Here is a 16,538-nt window from a genome sequence, read left to right as displayed (position 1 = left end):
CGCTGGCCTGCGCGGCGATGGCAATCGCAGCAACACCTTGCGGATCGATGGCCAGGTCCATGCCGAAGGTCGGCGAGATGGCGCCGGACTTCGACCTGACGCTGATGGACGGCGGCCATGTGCGGCTGTCCGAGCTGCGTGGTCAGGTAGTCGTTCTGAATTTCTGGGCGACTTGGTGCGCGCCCTGCCGCGCCGAATTGCCGCTGCTCGACCATTATTACCGATTGCAGGCGCGGCACGGGCTGAAGGTCTTTGCCGTCGCGACCGAGGATTCGCTCCCCGTCTATCGGCTGAAGCCGCTGTTCGCGGCGATGGCGATCCCGTCGGCGCGACGGATCAAGGGGCCTTATGTGACGCTGGGCGCGGTGCCGACCAATTACATCATCGATCGCGCCGGGCGGGTTCGCTATGCCAAGGCAGCGGCGTTCGACCTGGAGGATCTCAACAGCCTGCTGGTGCCGCTGTTAAACGAAACCCCGCTGCCAGCGGCGACGGGGTCGTAATTCCATCCTCCCCATCCGCCCCGGCAACGGCCGGGGCTGGATGGTTGCGGGGTCATGCGCTCAGCGCGGCGACGCCCGGCAGGTCCTGACCTTCCATCCATTCCAGGAAGGCGCCGCCCGCGGTCGAGACGAAGCTGAACTGCGCCGCCACGCCCGCCTGGTTGAGCGCGGCCACCGTGTCGCCGCCCCCCGCGACCGAAACAAGGCTTCCGTCCTGGGTCAGCGCCGCCGCCGTCTTGGCGAGCGCGACCGTCGCCTTGTCGAAGGGCGGGGTCTCGAACGCGCCGAGCGGACCGTTCCAGACCAGGGTGCGGCAATTCTTGAGCACATCGCCCAGCGCCTCGACCGCGCTGGGGCCAAGGTCGAGGATCATCTCATCGGGGGCGACTTCATGGACGTTGACCGTCCGCGTCTCCGGGTTCGGCTTGAACTCCCGGGCGACCACCACGTCATAGGGGAGATGCACGGTGCACCCCGCCTTGTCGGCCGCGTCGAGGATCTCCTCGGCGGTGCCGGTCAGGTCATGCTCGCACAGCGACTTGCCGACATCGACCCCGCGCGCGGCGAGGAAGGTGTTGGCCATGCCACCGCCGATGATGAGGTGATCGACCTTGCCGACCAGATGCTTGAGCACGGCAAGCTTGGTCGAGACCTTGGCCCCGCCGACCACCGCCGCGACCGGATGCTGGGGGTTGCCAAGCGCCTTTTCCAGCGCATCGAGTTCGGCTTCCATCGCCCGCCCGGCAAAGGCCGGAAGCCGATGCGCCAGCCCTTCGGTCGAAACATGCGCGCGGTGCGCCGCCGAAAAGGCGTCGTTCACGTAAAAGTCGCCGAGCCGGGCGATCGCCGTCGCCAATGCGGGATCGTTCTTTTCCTCGCCCGCATGAAAGCGGGTGTTTTCGAGGATCGCGATATCGCCGGGGTTCAGCGCCGCGACCGCCGCTTCCGCCGCCTCGCCCGCCACATCGTCGATGAACCGGACCGGACGGCCGAGCACATCGCTATAAGGCCGGGTCAGCATCGCCAACGACAGATCCGGGTCAGGCTGCCCCTTGGGGCGGCCGAAATGGGCGAGGATCAGGACGATCGCGCCCTTGTCGGCCAGTTCGGTCACGGTGGCGATCGTCGCGCGCAGCCGCGTGTCGTCAGTGACGCGGCCATCGGCCATCGGCACGTTCAGATCCTCGCGCACCAGCACGCGCTTGCCCTGGACATCGCCCATATCGTCGAGCGTCTTGAAGGCTTTGGTCATGATTCCTCGATCCTGATGATATCGCCGACGCGGATCGTGCCGCCCTCGATCACCCGGCTGCACGCGCCGCCGCGCCAATCGGGTTTCAGGGCCGCCTGCAATCCGTCGGCGATCGCGTCCATGCGGTGGCACGGATCGCATTCCACGGTGATTTCCAGAAGGACGGGGCCGATGCGCAGCCGGGTGCCCGGCATTTGGGGAAGGTCGAAATCCTCGACCAGCAGGTTCGCGCGCCGTTCCTGCCAGGGGATTGCGTGCCCGATCTCCGCCAGCGCCGCGTCCCAGTCGCGACGCTCGATCAGCGTCACCTGTCGCCTGCCGCGGCCGCCCGGCTTCAACCGGCCGCGCGTATCGCCGTCCACGCCACCGTCCAGGGTGACGATGGCGGCGTCCAGCACCTCCATCGGCCCCTTCGGCACGGCATGGCGGGCGATGCCGGCCAGACGCCCGGTCACCGCCCGCCCATGGGTCATTAGAGAAACTTCGCCATCGCCGTCGCGGTATCGACCATGCGGTTCGAGAAGCCCCATTCATTGTCGTACCACGACACGACGCGCACCAGCTTGCCGTCCATCACCGCCGTCTCCAGGCTGTCGACGGTCGACGATTGCGGCGAGTGCATCAGGTCGACCGACACCAGCGGCTCGTCCGAATAGACCAGCACGCCCTTGAGCGGGCCTTCCTCGGCCGCCGCCTTCAGGATCGCATTGACCTCGTCCTTCGTGACGTCGCGCTTCGGGGTGAAGGTCAGGTCGATCAGGCTGACGTCGGGCACCGGCACCCGGATGGCCGAGCCGTCCAGCTTGCCCTTCAGCTCGGGCAGAACCTCACCCACCGCGCGGGCGGCGCCGGTGGTGGTCGGGATCATCGACATGGCGGCGGCGCGGGCGCGGCGCAGGTCGGGGTGGATCTGGTCGAGGATCTTCTGGTCGTTGGTATAGGCGTGGACCGTGGTCATCAGGCCGCGCTCGATCCCGATCGCGTCGTTCAGCACCTTGGCCACCGGTGCCAGGCAGTTGGTGGTGCAGGACGCGTTGGACACGATGGTGTGCTCGGCGGTCAGCTTGTCATGGTTGACGCCATAGACGACGGTCAGGTCGACATTCTTGCCCGGGGCCGAGATCAGCACCTTCTTGGCACCGGCCGCGATATGCTTTTCGCACGACGCCTTGTCGGTAAAGAAGCCGGTGCATTCCAGCACCAGGTCGACGCCCAGTTCCTTGTGCGGCAGGTTGGCCGGATCGCGCTCGGCCGTGACGCGGATATGCTTGCCGTCGATCACGATGTCGTTGCCCTCGGCGGTCACCTCGCCCGGATAGCGGCCATGCACGCTGTCGCGGCTGAACAGCCAGGCGTTCGACTTGGCATCGGCGAGATCGTTGATCGCGACCAGTTCCAGTGCATCGCCGCCGCGTTCCAGAATGGCGCGGGCGACCAGGCGACCGATGCGGCCGAAGCCATTGATTGCAACCTTGACCGTCATGCCAGCAATCTCCTGTAGTTTCTGTCGGCCGCTGCCCATCCGGCACCGGCTCCCCTATCGGACGAATGTCGCGCGCTGCCCGGGGGCCTCGCGTGAATCCATCTTTCGCGCAAGCCTTTCGGAGCCGATGGGTTCGCTGTCAACCGCCCTACCGTATCCCATCGTCCAATTGCGGGTTGCCGCGGGGAGCCATCCTGCTAAGCCGCTTTCATGCCAGACCTTATTGCCGACGACGTCCTCTCCTCTGTCGAGCGGATCGACCGCGCCATCGCCCGCATCGAACAGGCGATCCGAGCGCGCGCGGCCAAGGAAGAGGCGCTTGCCCGCCGCCACGCGGCGCTCAAGGTGCGCATGGCCGAAGCGGTCACCGCGCTCGACGAGGTCATCACCCGGGGGAGCGCCGCCTGATGGCCGAGGTCACGATCCTGGTCGGCGATCGCCCGCACACCGTCTATTGCCAGGACGGCGGCGAGGCGCGCGTGCGGATGCTGGGCCAGATGCTCGACCAACGCTGGGCCGCCGCGCTGCGCGCCTCGGGCGGGCATAATGGCGAGCGGGCGCTGCTGTTCGTCGCGCTGATGCTCGCCGACGCGCTGGAAGAGGCCGAGCGACGGCCACCGGCGGGCGCGGCGGTCAGCGAGGCCGCGCTGGCACGCATCGCCGAGCGGCTGGAAGGGCTGGCCGATGCGCTGGACCCCGATGGCGCGGCCGATGGGGCCCTCTGACGTCTTGAGTAACGCGAACGCTGCGCCTACATTGCGCAGCGGCGGGTTCTGCCCGGTACGAGCTACAATAATCCCTGAGGCTATTCTTCATCCAAGGGGGCTGTCCCTGCCCGGGCCCTGGCCCGACGCACATGGTCCCCACCTGACGTATTGGGCGTCAGTGGATATTACGGCACACGGCCACGGCGGTCCCGCCACCCGCCCTTTCCCCTTCCATGGGCCCCTTTTCCATGGAGTTGCGCCATGATCGACAAACGCGGCCTGCGCGCCCGATTGCGGGCCGTCCGCGATGCCCATGGCCCCGGTCTGCTGCCAGTGGCGCGCCCCTTTCTCGACCGGCTGCTGCCCGGCCTGACCGTGGCCGCCTATCGCCCGCTGGGCGCGGAGGCCGATCCCATGCTGTGGGTCGAGGCGGCGCTGCATGCGGGTGCGGCGCTGGCGCTGCCCCATGTCGTCGATCGGGCCAGCCCGCTGCGTTTCCTGGCATGGGAGGATGGGCAGGATCTGAGCGTCGGCGCCTTTGGGCTGCACCAGCCTGCGCCGGATGCTCCTGAGCGCACGCCCGACATCATCCTGACGCCGCTGGTCGGCTTCGACCGGCGCGGCAACCGGCTGGGCCAGGGCGCGGGCCATTATGACCGCGCCTTTGCGGCGCATCCCGACGCCTGGCGCGTCGGCATCGCGTGGGGCATTCAGGAGGTTGAGGCGCTCACCCCCGACCCTTGGGACGTGCCGCTGCACGCGATCGCAACCGAAACGGAATGGATCATCCCATGACCCCCAGTTGGCGCAAGCCAGCCGGGACGCTGCTGATCGTCGCGATCATCATCCTGTGGGCCGCGCTGGTCGCCACCCTGTCGAACAGGGTCGGACAATGGCACGGCGCGCTGCAACTGCTTTTCTATGGCGTGGCGGGGATCATATGGATCGCGCCGATGAAGCCGCTGCTGCGCTGGATGGAAGGGGGAAGGCGTTAGGCTGGTGTGTCGCCCCCATGGCATTCTGCCTCGCCCCAAGGGAAGGGACTGAGACGTGTCAGACCGGGCGGCGTGCGTCAGCGGCGGGGTCTGCCATCATCATGGCAAGCGCATAAGGCAGAATCGAAAACGCCATCCCGAAGGATGGCGCGAGTGACGGGGCTCGAACCCGCGACCTCCGGCGTGACAGGCCGGCGCTCTAACCAACTGAGCTACACCCGCGTGGAAAGCCATGTGACACCGGACAAATCGGCATCGGCCCATTCGGGATTTCGATATTTTCAGCCATTCTCCAAAGAGGATGGCGCGAGTGACGGGGCTCGAACCCGCGACCTCCGGCGTGACAGGCCGGCGCTCTAACCAACTGAGCTACACCCGCTGAAAGCGTCGAGGCGCGCCAACTAGGCGAGCCTCCCGAACCTGTCAACGCTTCTTTTCAACTTTCTTCCCGGACGTCCGCCGGATCGATCGGACGGTCCAGATGGGTGAGCGTTCCATGCTCGAACAGGAAGCCCGCAATGTCCGGCTTGCCCGCCGCCTTCAGCACGGTCTGGAGGATGATGAGCAGCGGAACGGCCAGCAGCGCGCCGGTCGTGCCCCACACCCATCCCCAGAAGCTGAGCGAGATCAGGATCAGCACCGGGCTGATGGTCAGGCGGTGGCCGACGACCAGCGGGGTGATGAGATTGGCCTCGATCAGATGCATGCCGTACATGATCGCGGGGGGTGCCAGCGCGACCCAGATGTCGCTGAACGTCATCAGCCCGCCGATCGCCAGCAGCAGCGCGCCGATCACCGGGCCGAAATAGGGAATGTAATTGAGCAGCGCGACGATGCCGCCCCACATCAACGGATAGGGCATGCCGAACAGCGACAGCGCCCCCGCCACCGCGCCGCCCAGCGTCAGGTTGATGATGGTGATGGTGCCCAGATAGGCGGAGACGTCGTCGACCACCTCCTGGATCACCCGCGCGGTCGCCATCGCCCCGTCGAAGCTGGTCCGCCCGCGGATCGTTTCCTGCCGCATCCGCGTCCAGCCCGACAGGACGAAGAAGACGACGAGGACGCCGAACACGAACTGGACGATCAGGGCGGGGGCTGAGGTCGCGGCCAGTTCCAGGATCGAGCTGGGCGGCGAGATGGCCGCAGTCTGCAACTGGCGGATCGGGGTCGACGCGACCTGCCGCAGCGCCTTGTTCACATAATGCTCGAGGCTGGAATAGAGATCGAGCAGCGGCGCCAGATTGGCCTGGATGCGCCCGATCCGGCTGGGCAACAACCGGAAGAAGTCGGTGGCGGGGACGATGATCGCCGCCAACGCGATATTGGCGACGATCAGGAACAACAGGACGCACGTCAATGCCGCGAGCGCCGAGGGCACGCCACGTCGCTCCAGCCATTCGAGAATCGGCACCAGCGCGATGGCGATGACGAGCGCGGCGGTCAGCGGCAGGAAGAATTCGGCCCCCTGGCGCAACGCGAAAGGCAAGGCCAGGATGAACCCCGCGCCCACCGTCAGCGTCAGCCCGGCGAGCAGCCGGTCGCGACGCATTGCGATGCGCACCGCATCGCCCGGCCCGACGCCCACCGGGGTTCCCAAAATCGAATCGCCTGCCAGGGGAGCACTGACGGCTCCGTCATCATGCACATCGGTCATGCCGCTACGTTAGCGGCTTTCCGCACGTCGAACAGCCGCCATGACGTCCCGAAAAGATGACGATTCTTTCATCCAATGCATCGACCCGCGCCAACCCGGTCCGTTTCCCGGCGATCATGCCGCGAACAGGCGGGTGTGCGGAACGCCCTACCAGGCGCGGGGAATGCTACCGGTGCGCTCGGCCACCGCATTCTCGATCGACTGGAGTTGCCCGCGCGTCAGCACGCCCGCGTCCATCAGGTGACGCATCAGTTCATCGGTCAGGGCCGCAAGGAAATGCAGTTCCGCGCGTTCCGACGCGCCGTCTTCGTTCACCACGTCCATCGCTTCGCTCCTCACATCCTGTCGGCCTCGATTTAGCCATGCCTCCCAACGCGTGAAAGCCAATTATCCGATCCATTTGCCGCGTGGACAGGCGCACACCATTGACGTTTACGTCAAGGAATTCCATCAAAAGCCGATGGACACACCCCCGCCCTCTCCCGCCCGGACGCTGGCCCAAGGCCTCGTCGCCCTGCTGGACGTCGAGGAGATCGACACGGACCTCTATCGCGGCGCGCGACGGCCGGGCGGCGAAGGCCGGGTCTTTGGCGGCCAGGTGATTGCACAGGCGCTGCAGGCCGCGCAGAAATCGACCGAGGCCGAGCGGATCGCGCACTCGCTCCATGCCTATTTCATGCGGCCCGGCGATGAGCGCTATCCGATCATCTACCGCGTCGAACGCGATTTCGAAGGGCGCAGCTTCGCCACGCGGCGTGTGATCGCGATGCAGAAGGGCAAGCCGATCCTGAACATGGCCTGTTCGTTCCAGATGGCGGAGGACGGGCTGCATCATCAGGACGCGATGCCCGATGTCCCCGCCCCCGACACGCTGATGTCCGAAGCGGCGTTGCTCGCCGCGTCGGGCGATCAGATCCCCGAGGCCGTGCGCGGCTTTCTGGGGCGCCCACGGCCGATCGAGTTGCGTCCGGTCGATCCCCGCGTCTGGCTGACGCCCGAGCGGCGCGAACCCAGCCAGGCCACCTGGTTCCGCCTGGTCGCGCCGATCGGCGACGATCCCACCCTGCACCGCGCGATCCTGGCCTATGCCAGCGACCATGTGCTGCTGGGCACGTCCACCCTGCCCCATGAGGTGAGCTGGCTCACCGGCAACATGCAGACGGCCAGCCTGGACCACGCGCTGTGGCTGCACGAGCCGTTCCGCGCCGATGAATGGCTGCTCTACACGACCGACAGCCCCTGGGCGGGTCATGCACGCGGATTCAACCGGGGGCGGATCTTCGCCGCCGACGGGCGGCTGGTCGCCAGCGTCACGCAGGAAGGGTTGATCCGACTGCGCGATTGAGGCAGGTGGCGCCGATCCGGCCATACCCCGGCTTCGGGAATGCCCGCCACCAAGACCGTTCTCCAGAGACATTCCTTCTGGATTACAAAACTTTTCCTTCTAAGATCGTGCCGTCATGCAGAATGCAAGCACCGGACCGAAGGACAAGAAGGCGATGGCGGCGATGCCCGCACAGGACGGATCGAGTACCGAACGCTATCGGCAAAAGCGTGATGCGATCCTGGCCGCCGCCGCCCAGGCGATCAACGAGCAATCGGCCAAGGGCATGACCTTTGCCGATGTCGCGCGTCGCGTCGGGCTGAACACCACCAGCGTCACCTATTATTTCCGTCGCAAGGAGGACCTGGCCGCCGCCGCGTTCGAGCATACGCTGGAAAAGCTGCTCGAAATGCTGGAGGAGGCCGCGCGCGAACCCACGCCACAGGCCCGGGTCGCACGGTATGTGGCGATCAACATGGCGCGGCTGGCCCGGATCGAGCGCGGCGAGGAAGCGCCCTTCGCCGTGCTGTCGGATCTGCGTGCCACCGAGGAGCCGATCCGCGGCCGGTTGATGGCGGGATGGCAGAAGGTGTTCCGCACCACGCGCAGCCTGTGGGGCCCACCCGCCAGCCGCGCGCATACCGACCTGTATGGCGCACGCGCGCATGTGCTGCTGGAGAATACGTTCTGGCTGCCCATCTGGCTCGTCCGCTATGCCCCCGACCAATATGACCGGGTCGAGGCGCGGCTGGTCGATGTGCTGACCCATGGCGTAGCGGGGCCGCAGGCGCGCTGGTCCCCCAGCCTGTTGCCGCTGGAGGAACTGACGCGTGGCACCCAGGCCGAGCCGGGGCGCGAGGCCTTCCTGCTGGCGGCGACGCGGCTCATCAACCAGCTCGGCTATCGCGGCGCGAGCGTGCAGCGGATCGCATCCGAACTGAACGTGACCAAGGGCAGCTTCTACCACCATCTCGACGCCAAGGACGATCTGGTCGCCGCCTGCTATCGCCGCAGCTTCGACACGATCACCCGCGCCCAGCAGCTCGCCGATGCGATGGGGGGCAGCCATTGGCACCGGCTGTCGAGCGCGATCGCGACGCTGCTCGACATCCAGTTCGCCGAGCGCGGGCCGTTGCTGCGCACCACCGCGCTGTCCAGCCTGCCGCGCGAGGAGCGCCGGGCGATGGTCGAACGCTCCAACGGCATCGCCCGGCGCTATGCCGGGGTCATCATGGACGGCGTGGCGGAAGGGTCGATGCGTCCCGTCGACGCGCTGATCGCGGCGCAGGCGCTGATGGCGATCCAGAACGCCGCCTTCGACATGCGCAAATGGGCCAGCACCATGGAGCGCCCGCGCGCGATCGCGCTCTATGCCTCGACCATCCTGTACGGCATGTTCGACGAGCGGCTGGTGGCTTGAGCCCCCCGCCAGTCGCATAATTTGCGACAATTGCGCGGGCCGCGCGACATGATCGGGCGACACCGAAGAGGGATAAGGCCGCATGATCGGACGGGAATGGTCCCTTCCGCTCGACAAGGATCCACCCTCTCATGCGAAAGTCCCTGATCGGCCTTTCCCTCCTCGCCGCGATCGCCGCCACGGGCGCGCAGGCGCAGACCGCCGCCGTTCCGCCCGCCACGGGCGGGATGGATCGCGGCCTGATGGGCATTCGGCCCGATGCCGACGGCAACATCACCCGCACGGCGGCGCTGGCCGCCGCCGACCAGCGCTTTGCCGCGATGGATGCCAATCATGACGGCACCGTCACGCCCGAGGAAATGCGCGCCTATCACGCCCAGCGGCGTGCCGAATGGCAGCGTCGCCATCCGGGCGGCGACCGGCCCGACCGGCGCGCGCCACAGCCCGTGACCGCCGATGCCTTCCGCGCGCGCGCCGCGGCGATGTTCGACCGGCTGGACAGCAATCACGACGGCAAGATCGACGCGGCGGAACGCGCCGCCGCGCCGCGGTTCGGCCCCCATGCCCATCATCGTCGCATGAGCGGCCCTGCCCCGGACGCCCAGCCCACCCCGAAGGGCGAATGACCCGCGCGAGCGGAGCGAACATGTCTTGCCCCGATCGCTCCGCTTGCGAGCCCGATCCGTCATGCTAGACCCCTGTCCCATGTCCGAAACGCCGCATCTGCTGCTCGTCGATGACGAACGTTCGATCCGCGAGCCGCTGGCCGTCTATCTCACCAAACAAGGGTTTCGCGTGACCCAGGCGGGTGATGCCGCGTCCGCGCGGACGCGGCTCGCCGCCTATGCCATCGACCTGGTCATCCTGGACATCATGATGCCGGGCGAGGACGGCCTCAGCCTGTGTCGCCATATCGCGGCGACCAGCGAGGTGCCGATCATCCTGCTGACCGCCAGGGCGGAGGAAACCGATCGCATCGTCGGGCTGGAAATGGGCGCGGACGATTATGTCGTGAAGCCCTTTTCGCCGCGCGAACTGGCGACCCGGGCCAAGGTCGTGCTGCGCCGGACGCAGGCGACGGGCGCGCGCGTCCATGCCCCTGACAGCGGCTCCTACGCCTTTGCGGGCTGGGTGCTGAAATCGGGCGAGCGGTCGCTGATCGATCGCGAGGGCGTGTCGGTGATGCTGTCGACCGGCGAATATAATCTGCTGCTCGCATTGGTCAGCCGCCCGCGCCAGGTGCTGACCCGCGACCAGCTGCTCGACCTGACCCAGGGGCGCGAGGCCGCCGCCTTCGACCGGGCGATCGACAACCAGGTCAGTCGCCTGCGCCGCAAGATCGAGGCGGATCCCAAATCGCCCGAGATCATCAAGACCGTCTGGGGCGGCGGCTACACGCTCGCCGCCGAAGTCACGCGCCTGTGAGCGACCATTCATGGCGATGAACGCGTGACGATGGTCCTGTGGCCCCGGCGGCTGTCGGCGCAGATGGCGCTGCTCCTCGCCATCGCCCTGTTCGTGGCGCAGGCGATCAGCTTCACCCTGTTGCTGCGGGAGCGGCGCAGCCTGCTCCTCGAACAGATTTCGGGGCCCGCCATCGCACGGCTGAACGACGCGATCGAGCGCTCGGCCAATGGCAAGCCATTGCCGCGCAATCGCGGCCGGGTACGCCTGGCGCCGACCAATCCGGTGACGCCCGGCCTGCCGCGCGTCGCGGCGGTGGAAATGCTGATCGAGGAAGGACTCGCCGAGTTCGGCCATCCGGTCCGCCGCGTCGTCACCGGCATCCGTCCGTTCAACCCCGACGATTTCGACTGGCCGCGCCGCCGCTATGGTCCGCACCGGCACCCGACCGACGAATTGCTGATCGCGGCGGAGCGCAAGAGCGGCGACTGGCTGGTCACGCGCGCCATCTGGCCGCGCGACGGGCTGTTCCTGGTCTGGCGGCTGATCGTACAGACCGTCATCCTCTACGGCGTGATCCTGCTGCCGGTGCTGTGGATCGGGCGGCGCATCTCCCGCCCCTTGCGCGACCTGACCCGCGCCGCCGAACGGTTCGACCCGCGCGTGACGGGGCAGCCCATTCCCGAGCAGGGGCCGCTCGACGTGTCCGCGCTGATCGCCGCGTTCAACGCGCTGCGCCTGCGCATCGGTGCGATGCTGGACGAAAAGGACCGGATGCTCGGCGCGATCGGCCATGACCTGCGCACCCCGCTCGCCGCGTTGCGCGTGCGGATCGAGTCGGTCGAGGAGGAGCAGAACCGGCTGCGCATGGCCGACACCATCGCCGAGATGAACAAGACGCTGGAGGACATATTGTCGCTGGCCCGGGTCGGGCGACCCAGCGAGGCGGAGACCGATGTCGACCTGAACGCGCTGGTCGACGCGGTGGTCGCCGATTTCCACGATCTGGGCCAGGACGTAACCTTTGCGGAGGGCGACCGGCTGCGCATCAAGCTGCGCCCGTCGCTGATGCGGCGCGCGGTGCGCAACTTGATCGAGAATGCGGTCAAATATGGTCAAAGCGCCGATGTCCGGATCGACGAACAGCCCGATCATGTCGCGATCATCGTCGCCGACCGGGGACCGGGCATCCCGCCCGACCAGATCGACACGGTGTTCGACCCCTTCACCCGGCTGGAAAGCTCGCGCAATCGCGACACGGGCGGGATCGGGTTGGGCCTCGCGCTTGCCCGGTCGATCGTGCGTGAGGCGGGCGGCGATATCGGGCTAGCCAACCGGCCCGAAGGCGGATTGGCCGCGACCATCATCCTGCCGCGCTGACCGGGATCAAACGTCACGAGTTGCCCGCAAAGATGCCGGTAGCCGCTTTGAACGATGAGGTTAGTGATGCCGCGCACGGCACCATATCCCGACCATCCTCCCCATCCGTCGATGGGGAGGACAGGGATACTCACTTCGTCGGAAAGCCGCGCTGCCTGAGCAGCGCGTTCACATCCGGATCACGGCCCCGGAACGCGCGATACGCCTCGGCCCGGTCCGTCTCGTTTCCCGTCGACAACAGGATGCGCGCGAAGCGATCCGCCGTCGCCTTGTCCCACGGGCTGCCCGTTTCCTCGAACGCGGCGAAGGTGTCAGCGTCCATCGTCTCCGACCAGAGATAGCTGTAATAACCCGCCGAATAGCTGTCCGAGGAGAAGAGGTGGTTGAACTGCGGCAAGCGGTGCCGCATCACCAGTTCCTTCGGCATCCCGATCTCCTTCAGCGTCGCCGCCTCGAACGCTGCCGGATCGACGATCCCGTCAGGGATGGTGTGCAGCTTCATGTCCAGAATCGCCGACGACAGATATTCGGTCGTCGCAAAGCCCTGGTTGAAGGTCTCCGACGCCTTGATCTTGTCGAGCAGCGCCTGCGGCATCGGCTGGCCGGTCTTGTAGTGCCGGGCGTATTTGTCCAGCACATCGCGGGTCAGCAGCCAATGTTCGTTCACCTGACTGGGATATTCCACGAAGTCGCGCGGCGTCCCCGCCAGCCCAGGATAGGTGACGTTCTGGAGCATCGCATGGATGGCGTGGCCGAATTCGTGGAACAGCGTCTCGGCATCGTCCAGGCTGATGAGCACCGGCTCGCCCGGCGCGCCCTTGGCGAAATTATTGTTGTTGGACGACAGGACATTCTGCGCCGGCGGCAGATTGCGCTGGCCGCGATAGGTGTTCGCCCAGGCCCCCGAACGCTTGCCGGTCCGCGCGAAATCGTCGCGGTAGAACAGACCCACTTCCTTGCCGTTCCGCGTGACATGCCAGACGCGCATGTTCGGCTCGAACACCGGGACCGTGCCGGTGATCTCCCTGAACTCTAGCCCATAAAGCCGGTTCGCGGCATAGAGCGAACCCTGGATGATGTTGTTCAGTTCGAAATAAGGCTTCAACTCGGCCTGATCGAGGTCGTAGCGGCTCTTGCGGACCTTCTCCTGATAGAAACGATAGTCCCAGGGCTCGATGGTGATCTTCGGTCCCTGGCCCTTCGCCGCTTCGGCATCGGCGATCGCCTGCATGGCGTGGACTTCCTCCGCCACGCGCGCCTTGGCGGCGGGCCAGACCCGCATCATCAGGTCCATCGCGGCGGCCGGGGTCTTGGCCATCGTGTCCTGCATCCGCCAGTCGGCATGGATCCTGAAGCCCAGCAGATGCGCGCGATTGGCCCGCAGGCGGACGATGCGGGCGATCGTCGCTTTGGTGTCGTTGACGTCGCCATTGTCGCCGCGCTTGACGAAGGCGCGCCACACCTGTTCGCGCAGGGCACGGTCCGTGGCGAAGGTCAGCACCGGGTCGACCGCCGATCGCGTGTTGACGATCGCCCAGCCCTGCTGGCCGCGCTCGGCGGCGGCCGCCCTCGCGACGGCTTTCACGCTGTCGGGCAGGCCGGCCAGCCGCGCTTCGTCGGTGACGGTGATCGCCGTGCCTTCATCCGCCAGCAGCCGCTGCGAAAACTCGCTGAAATTGATCGCGAGATTCTGGTTGAAGGCCGACAATTCCTGCTTCTGCGCCGGGGTCAGCTTCGCACCCTGTCGCACGAAACTGTCATAGGTGCGCGTAACCAGGCGCTTTTGCTGCGGATCGAGCCCATTGCTATCCCGCGCCCTGTAGATCGCCTCGATCCGCGCGAACAGCTTCGGGTTGAACGTGATGTCGTCCGACGCCTTGGACAGCCGGGGCGACCATTCGCGCTCCAGCGCCTGATAGGCGGGTGTGTTCATATTGCCCGTCATCACCCCGAACAGCGTCACCACGCGGTTCAGCGTCTGCCCGGCATTCTGCATCGGCACGAAGGTGTTGGCGAAAGTCGGCTTCGCCGGATCATTGGCGATCCGGTCATAGTCCTGCTTCCGCTCGGCCAGCGCCGCCTCGAACGCGGCGGGGAAGAGGTCCGGCTTCACCTTGTCCCATGGCGGCACCCCGCCGTAAGGGCCAGTCCAGGGGGCGAGCAGCGGATTGGTCGCCGGGGCCTGCGCCGTTTGCGGCGGGGCGGCAATGGCGGTGCTGCTCATCAGCGCCGCCAAAGCGGCGGCAAGGGACAGATGACGCAAGGAAAACTCCAATATATGAACTTCGCGTCATCATAGGCGGCCCGCGAGACGGGTAAAGGCCCCTGTCCCTTTGGCCGGCTCGCCGATGCCATTATCGCCGAACCCGCGCGGGACGACGCCCCGTGCGCGACGTGCTTCCCGTCATGCGTCGCGCCCCGCCACGCTGGGACCGCCGCCATAGAGATAGGCCGGGTCGAAGTCGGCCAGTCCCACCAGCGCCGGATGATCGAGGATCCGCACCTCGCCGCTCCGAAAGGTCATCAGCCCGCGTTCGCGCAGGCCGCGCAGCACACGGTTGAGATGCACCGGTGTGATCCCGACCGCCTCGGCCAGGTCGATCTGGGTGACCGGAAAGCGGAACACGCCCTGTTCGACCCGGTCGACCATCCCCAGACGGGCGTGCAATTCGCAGAACAGATGCGCCACCCGGCCATCGGCGTCGAGCCGCCCCAGCCGGAAGATCCATTCGCGGTGCATCGCCGCGTCGAGCAGGGTCGAGAACCACAGCATCCGGGTCAGGTGCGGCCGATGCGCCACGATCGTCTCCAACCGGCCATGCCGCACCAGCGCGACCCGCACCGGGGTCAAGGTCGCCACGTCATGGTCCAGATGCCGCATGGCAAAGCCGTGTAGATCGACAAAGTCTCCCGGAACGTGAAAGGCGACGATCTGGCGATTGCCCTGCCGGTCATCCATGTACCGGCACATCACGCCCTCCAGCAACAGGCTGCTGCTGCGCACCCGCTCCTCGCGCCGGTTGACGATCGTCCGCGCCGGAATATCCCGCACGACATCGATGCTGTCCTCAAGCGTCGCGATGTCCTCGGGCGTCATCGCCTCGCGCCCGCGCCCCTTCAGGAACAGGCGGATATGAGGGGCATATGCGTCCCTGTCCCTCTCCTCTCGCAATGTATCGACGGCGGACACCGACATGGCATGGTCCCTCGCGCAATTTTTATGCGACAGGAAATCCATGGCGAGGTCAAAGGGTTCCGGGGGCTGGTTCCACCCCCCGGGGAAGATCGGTCCCGGACCGGGATCAGTCGACCGTCATCCTGTCGGCCGACCGCACCGTATCTCCGCTTGCACCGACCTACGCAGGACGGGTGCGGTTGCTGCGGATCGACGCCCAGAAGGACAGTCCGATCACCGTCGCGCCGATCAGGCCGGTGATCGTCTCCGGGATATGGAACCGGACCGACAGCAGCATGATCGCCGCCAGTGCAACGATAGCGTAGAAGGCGCCGTGCTCCAGATAGCGATACTGGGTCAGCGTCCCCCGCTCGACCAGCATGATCGTCATCGACCGCACGAACATCGCACCGATGCCCAGCCCCAGCGCGATGATGAACAGATTGTTCGACAGCGCGAACGCCCCGATCACGCCATCGAACGAGAAACTGGCATCCAGCACCTCCAGATAGAGGAAGGCCGCAAAGCCCGACCGGGCCACCGCTCCCGTCGCCGCATCGCCATCCCCCTCCAGCAGGACACCGATCGCATGGACCGCGATATAGGTGAGCAGGCCGAAAATCCCCGCGCTCAGAAAGGTCATCGCATCCGCGGCCGGAATGAAGCGACCGATCACGTAGAGCGCCAACAGCACGATCCCCGTCGCCAGCCCCGAGATCGCGCGCAACGCCGCCAGCGGCCGCTCGATCCAGCCGAGCCAATGCTCGTCCTTGTCCTCGTCGAGGAAGAAGTTCAGCCCGACCATCGCCAGAAACGCGCCGCCAAAGCCCGAAATGCCGACATGGGCCGAGGTGATGATCTGTTCGTACCGGACAGGATCACCCGCGGCCAGTTTGATCGCCTCGATCGGCCCCATATGGGCGGCGATCGCGACGACGGCCAGCGGGAAGACGATCCGCATCCCGAAGACCGCAATCAGGATACCCCAGGTCAGGAAACGCCGCCGCCAGACGTCGTCCATGTCACGCAGCACCGTGGCATTGACGACGGCGTTGTCGAAGGACAGCGACACCTCCAGCACGCCCAGCACCAGCACGATCCACAATATGCCCAGCGTTCCGGCCAATGTGCCCGTGCTTTCAAAGCCCAGCCACCCGGCCAGCGCCAGACAGATCGCCGTGAAGAGGAACGATCCCTTATAATATTTCAACAGCACCCATGTCCCCCTGTGGACGTTC

Annotated in this window: 18 protein-coding genes and 2 tRNA genes; 10 read left to right on the top strand and 10 right to left on the bottom strand. The window is 66.6% G+C overall.

Annotated features, from left to right (window positions below; genetic code table 11):
* The first annotated feature begins 17 nt into the window (after positions 1 to 17).
* Positions 18 to 503, top strand: coding sequence for a TlpA family protein disulfide reductase (locus RN629_RS05915; RefSeq protein ID WP_407034416.1), 486 nt, complete (start codon positions 18 to 20; stop codon positions 501 to 503).
* A 52-nt stretch (positions 504 to 555) separates the two neighbouring features.
* Here the strand turns inward: RN629_RS05915 and RN629_RS05910 are convergent, their stop codons facing one another.
* The 3 genes from RN629_RS05910 to gap are packed head-to-tail and all read right to left on the bottom strand — an operon-like array spanning position 556 to position 3,238.
* Positions 556 to 1,755 carry a phosphoglycerate kinase gene (locus tag RN629_RS05910; RefSeq protein WP_407034349.1) on the bottom strand — a complete coding sequence of 400 codons (1,200 nt, stop codon included), beginning with the start codon at positions 1,753 to 1,755 and terminating at the stop codon, positions 556 to 558.
* The gene (locus tag RN629_RS05905; protein ID WP_407034348.1) at positions 1,752 to 2,228 is read right to left on the bottom strand and encodes an MOSC domain-containing protein; all 477 of its coding nucleotides are present in this window, start codon (positions 2,226 to 2,228) and stop codon (positions 1,752 to 1,754) included. Before RN629_RS05905 ends, RN629_RS05910 begins: the two co-directional genes overlap by 4 nt.
* Positions 2,228 to 3,238, bottom strand: coding sequence for a type I glyceraldehyde-3-phosphate dehydrogenase (gene gap, locus RN629_RS05900; protein ID WP_407034347.1), 1,011 nt, complete (start codon positions 3,236 to 3,238; stop codon positions 2,228 to 2,230). Before gap ends, RN629_RS05905 begins: the two co-directional genes overlap by 1 nt.
* Before the next feature lie 210 nt (positions 3,239 to 3,448).
* On the opposite strand from gap, the gene RN629_RS05895 reads away from it, so the two are divergent.
* The 4 genes from RN629_RS05895 to RN629_RS05880 all read left to right on the top strand — a co-directional run bounded on the left by RN629_RS05895 (position 3,449) and on the right by RN629_RS05880 (position 4,940).
* Positions 3,449 to 3,646: a hypothetical protein gene (locus RN629_RS05895; protein ID WP_407034346.1), complete on the top strand. Its 198-nt coding sequence runs from the start codon at positions 3,449 to 3,451 to the stop codon at positions 3,644 to 3,646.
* Positions 3,646 to 3,963 carry a cell division protein ZapA gene (locus RN629_RS05890; protein WP_407034345.1) on the top strand — a complete coding sequence of 106 codons (318 nt, stop codon included), beginning with the start codon at positions 3,646 to 3,648 and terminating at the stop codon, positions 3,961 to 3,963. The genes RN629_RS05895 and RN629_RS05890 overlap by 1 nt, the downstream gene beginning before the upstream one ends.
* Before the next feature lie 243 nt (positions 3,964 to 4,206).
* Complete coding sequence (locus RN629_RS05885) at positions 4,207 to 4,740, top strand: 5-formyltetrahydrofolate cyclo-ligase (protein ID WP_407034344.1); 534 nt, start codon at positions 4,207 to 4,209, stop codon at positions 4,738 to 4,740.
* Positions 4,737 to 4,940, top strand: coding sequence for a DUF2842 domain-containing protein (locus RN629_RS05880; RefSeq protein ID WP_407034343.1), 204 nt, complete (start codon positions 4,737 to 4,739; stop codon positions 4,938 to 4,940). Before RN629_RS05885 ends, RN629_RS05880 begins: the two co-directional genes overlap by 4 nt.
* Before the next feature lie 145 nt (positions 4,941 to 5,085).
* On the opposite strand, the gene RN629_RS05875 is transcribed toward RN629_RS05880, so the two are convergent.
* The 4 genes from RN629_RS05875 to RN629_RS05860 form a co-directional block, all read right to left on the bottom strand.
* Positions 5,086 to 5,162, bottom strand: a tRNA-Asp gene (locus RN629_RS05875).
* 80 nt (positions 5,163 to 5,242) lie between these two features.
* Positions 5,243 to 5,319 (bottom strand) — tRNA-Asp (locus RN629_RS05870).
* A gap of 57 nt (positions 5,320 to 5,376) precedes the next feature.
* Positions 5,377 to 6,597 (bottom strand): AI-2E family transporter, encoded by a 1,221-nt coding sequence (locus RN629_RS05865; protein WP_407034342.1) that lies wholly within the window; start codon positions 6,595 to 6,597, stop codon positions 5,377 to 5,379.
* A 147-nt stretch (positions 6,598 to 6,744) separates the two neighbouring features.
* Positions 6,745 to 6,921: a hypothetical protein gene (locus RN629_RS05860; protein WP_407034341.1), complete on the bottom strand. Its 177-nt coding sequence runs from the start codon at positions 6,919 to 6,921 to the stop codon at positions 6,745 to 6,747.
* Positions 6,922 to 7,057: 136 nt separating this feature from the next.
* Here RN629_RS05860 and RN629_RS05855 point away from each other — a divergent pair, with 136 nt between their 5' ends.
* From RN629_RS05855 to RN629_RS05835, 5 genes are all read left to right on the top strand, one after another.
* A complete protein-coding gene (locus RN629_RS05855) occupies positions 7,058 to 7,942 on the top strand; it encodes an acyl-CoA thioesterase (protein WP_407034340.1) in 885 nt (294 codons plus the stop codon).
* A 154-nt stretch (positions 7,943 to 8,096) separates the two neighbouring features.
* Complete coding sequence (locus RN629_RS05850) at positions 8,097 to 9,341, top strand: TetR/AcrR family transcriptional regulator (protein WP_407034415.1); 1,245 nt, start codon at positions 8,097 to 8,099, stop codon at positions 9,339 to 9,341.
* 131 nt (positions 9,342 to 9,472) lie between these two features.
* Complete coding sequence (locus RN629_RS05845; RefSeq protein WP_407034339.1) at positions 9,473 to 9,967, top strand: EF-hand domain-containing protein; 495 nt, start codon at positions 9,473 to 9,475, stop codon at positions 9,965 to 9,967.
* A gap of 79 nt (positions 9,968 to 10,046) precedes the next feature.
* Positions 10,047 to 10,766, top strand: a complete 720-nt coding sequence (locus RN629_RS05840) for a response regulator (protein WP_407034338.1) — start codon at positions 10,047 to 10,049, stop codon at positions 10,764 to 10,766.
* Between the two features lie 30 nt (positions 10,767 to 10,796).
* Complete coding sequence (locus RN629_RS05835; protein ID WP_407034414.1) at positions 10,797 to 12,125, top strand: sensor histidine kinase; 1,329 nt, start codon at positions 10,797 to 10,799, stop codon at positions 12,123 to 12,125.
* 130 nt (positions 12,126 to 12,255) lie between these two features.
* Here the strand turns inward: RN629_RS05835 and RN629_RS05830 are convergent, their stop codons facing one another.
* The 3 genes from RN629_RS05830 to RN629_RS05820 form a co-directional block, all read right to left on the bottom strand.
* A complete protein-coding gene (locus RN629_RS05830) occupies positions 12,256 to 14,388 on the bottom strand; it encodes a M3 family metallopeptidase (protein ID WP_407034337.1) in 2,133 nt (710 codons plus the stop codon).
* Between the two features lie 141 nt (positions 14,389 to 14,529).
* A complete protein-coding gene (locus tag RN629_RS05825; RefSeq protein ID WP_407034336.1) occupies positions 14,530 to 15,321 on the bottom strand; it encodes a Crp/Fnr family transcriptional regulator in 792 nt (263 codons plus the stop codon).
* A 160-nt stretch (positions 15,322 to 15,481) separates the two neighbouring features.
* Positions 15,482 to 16,513 (bottom strand): DUF475 domain-containing protein, encoded by a 1,032-nt coding sequence (locus RN629_RS05820; RefSeq protein ID WP_407034413.1) that lies wholly within the window; start codon positions 16,511 to 16,513, stop codon positions 15,482 to 15,484.
* Between the last annotated feature and the right edge of the window lie 25 nt (positions 16,514 to 16,538).

It is taken from the genome of Facivitalis istanbulensis (genome assembly GCF_040560405.1).
Taxonomy (GTDB): Bacteria; Pseudomonadota; Alphaproteobacteria; order Sphingomonadales; family Sphingomonadaceae; genus Sphingomonas; species Sphingomonas istanbulensis.
This window is presented reverse-complemented; position numbering and strand designations above follow the sequence as displayed.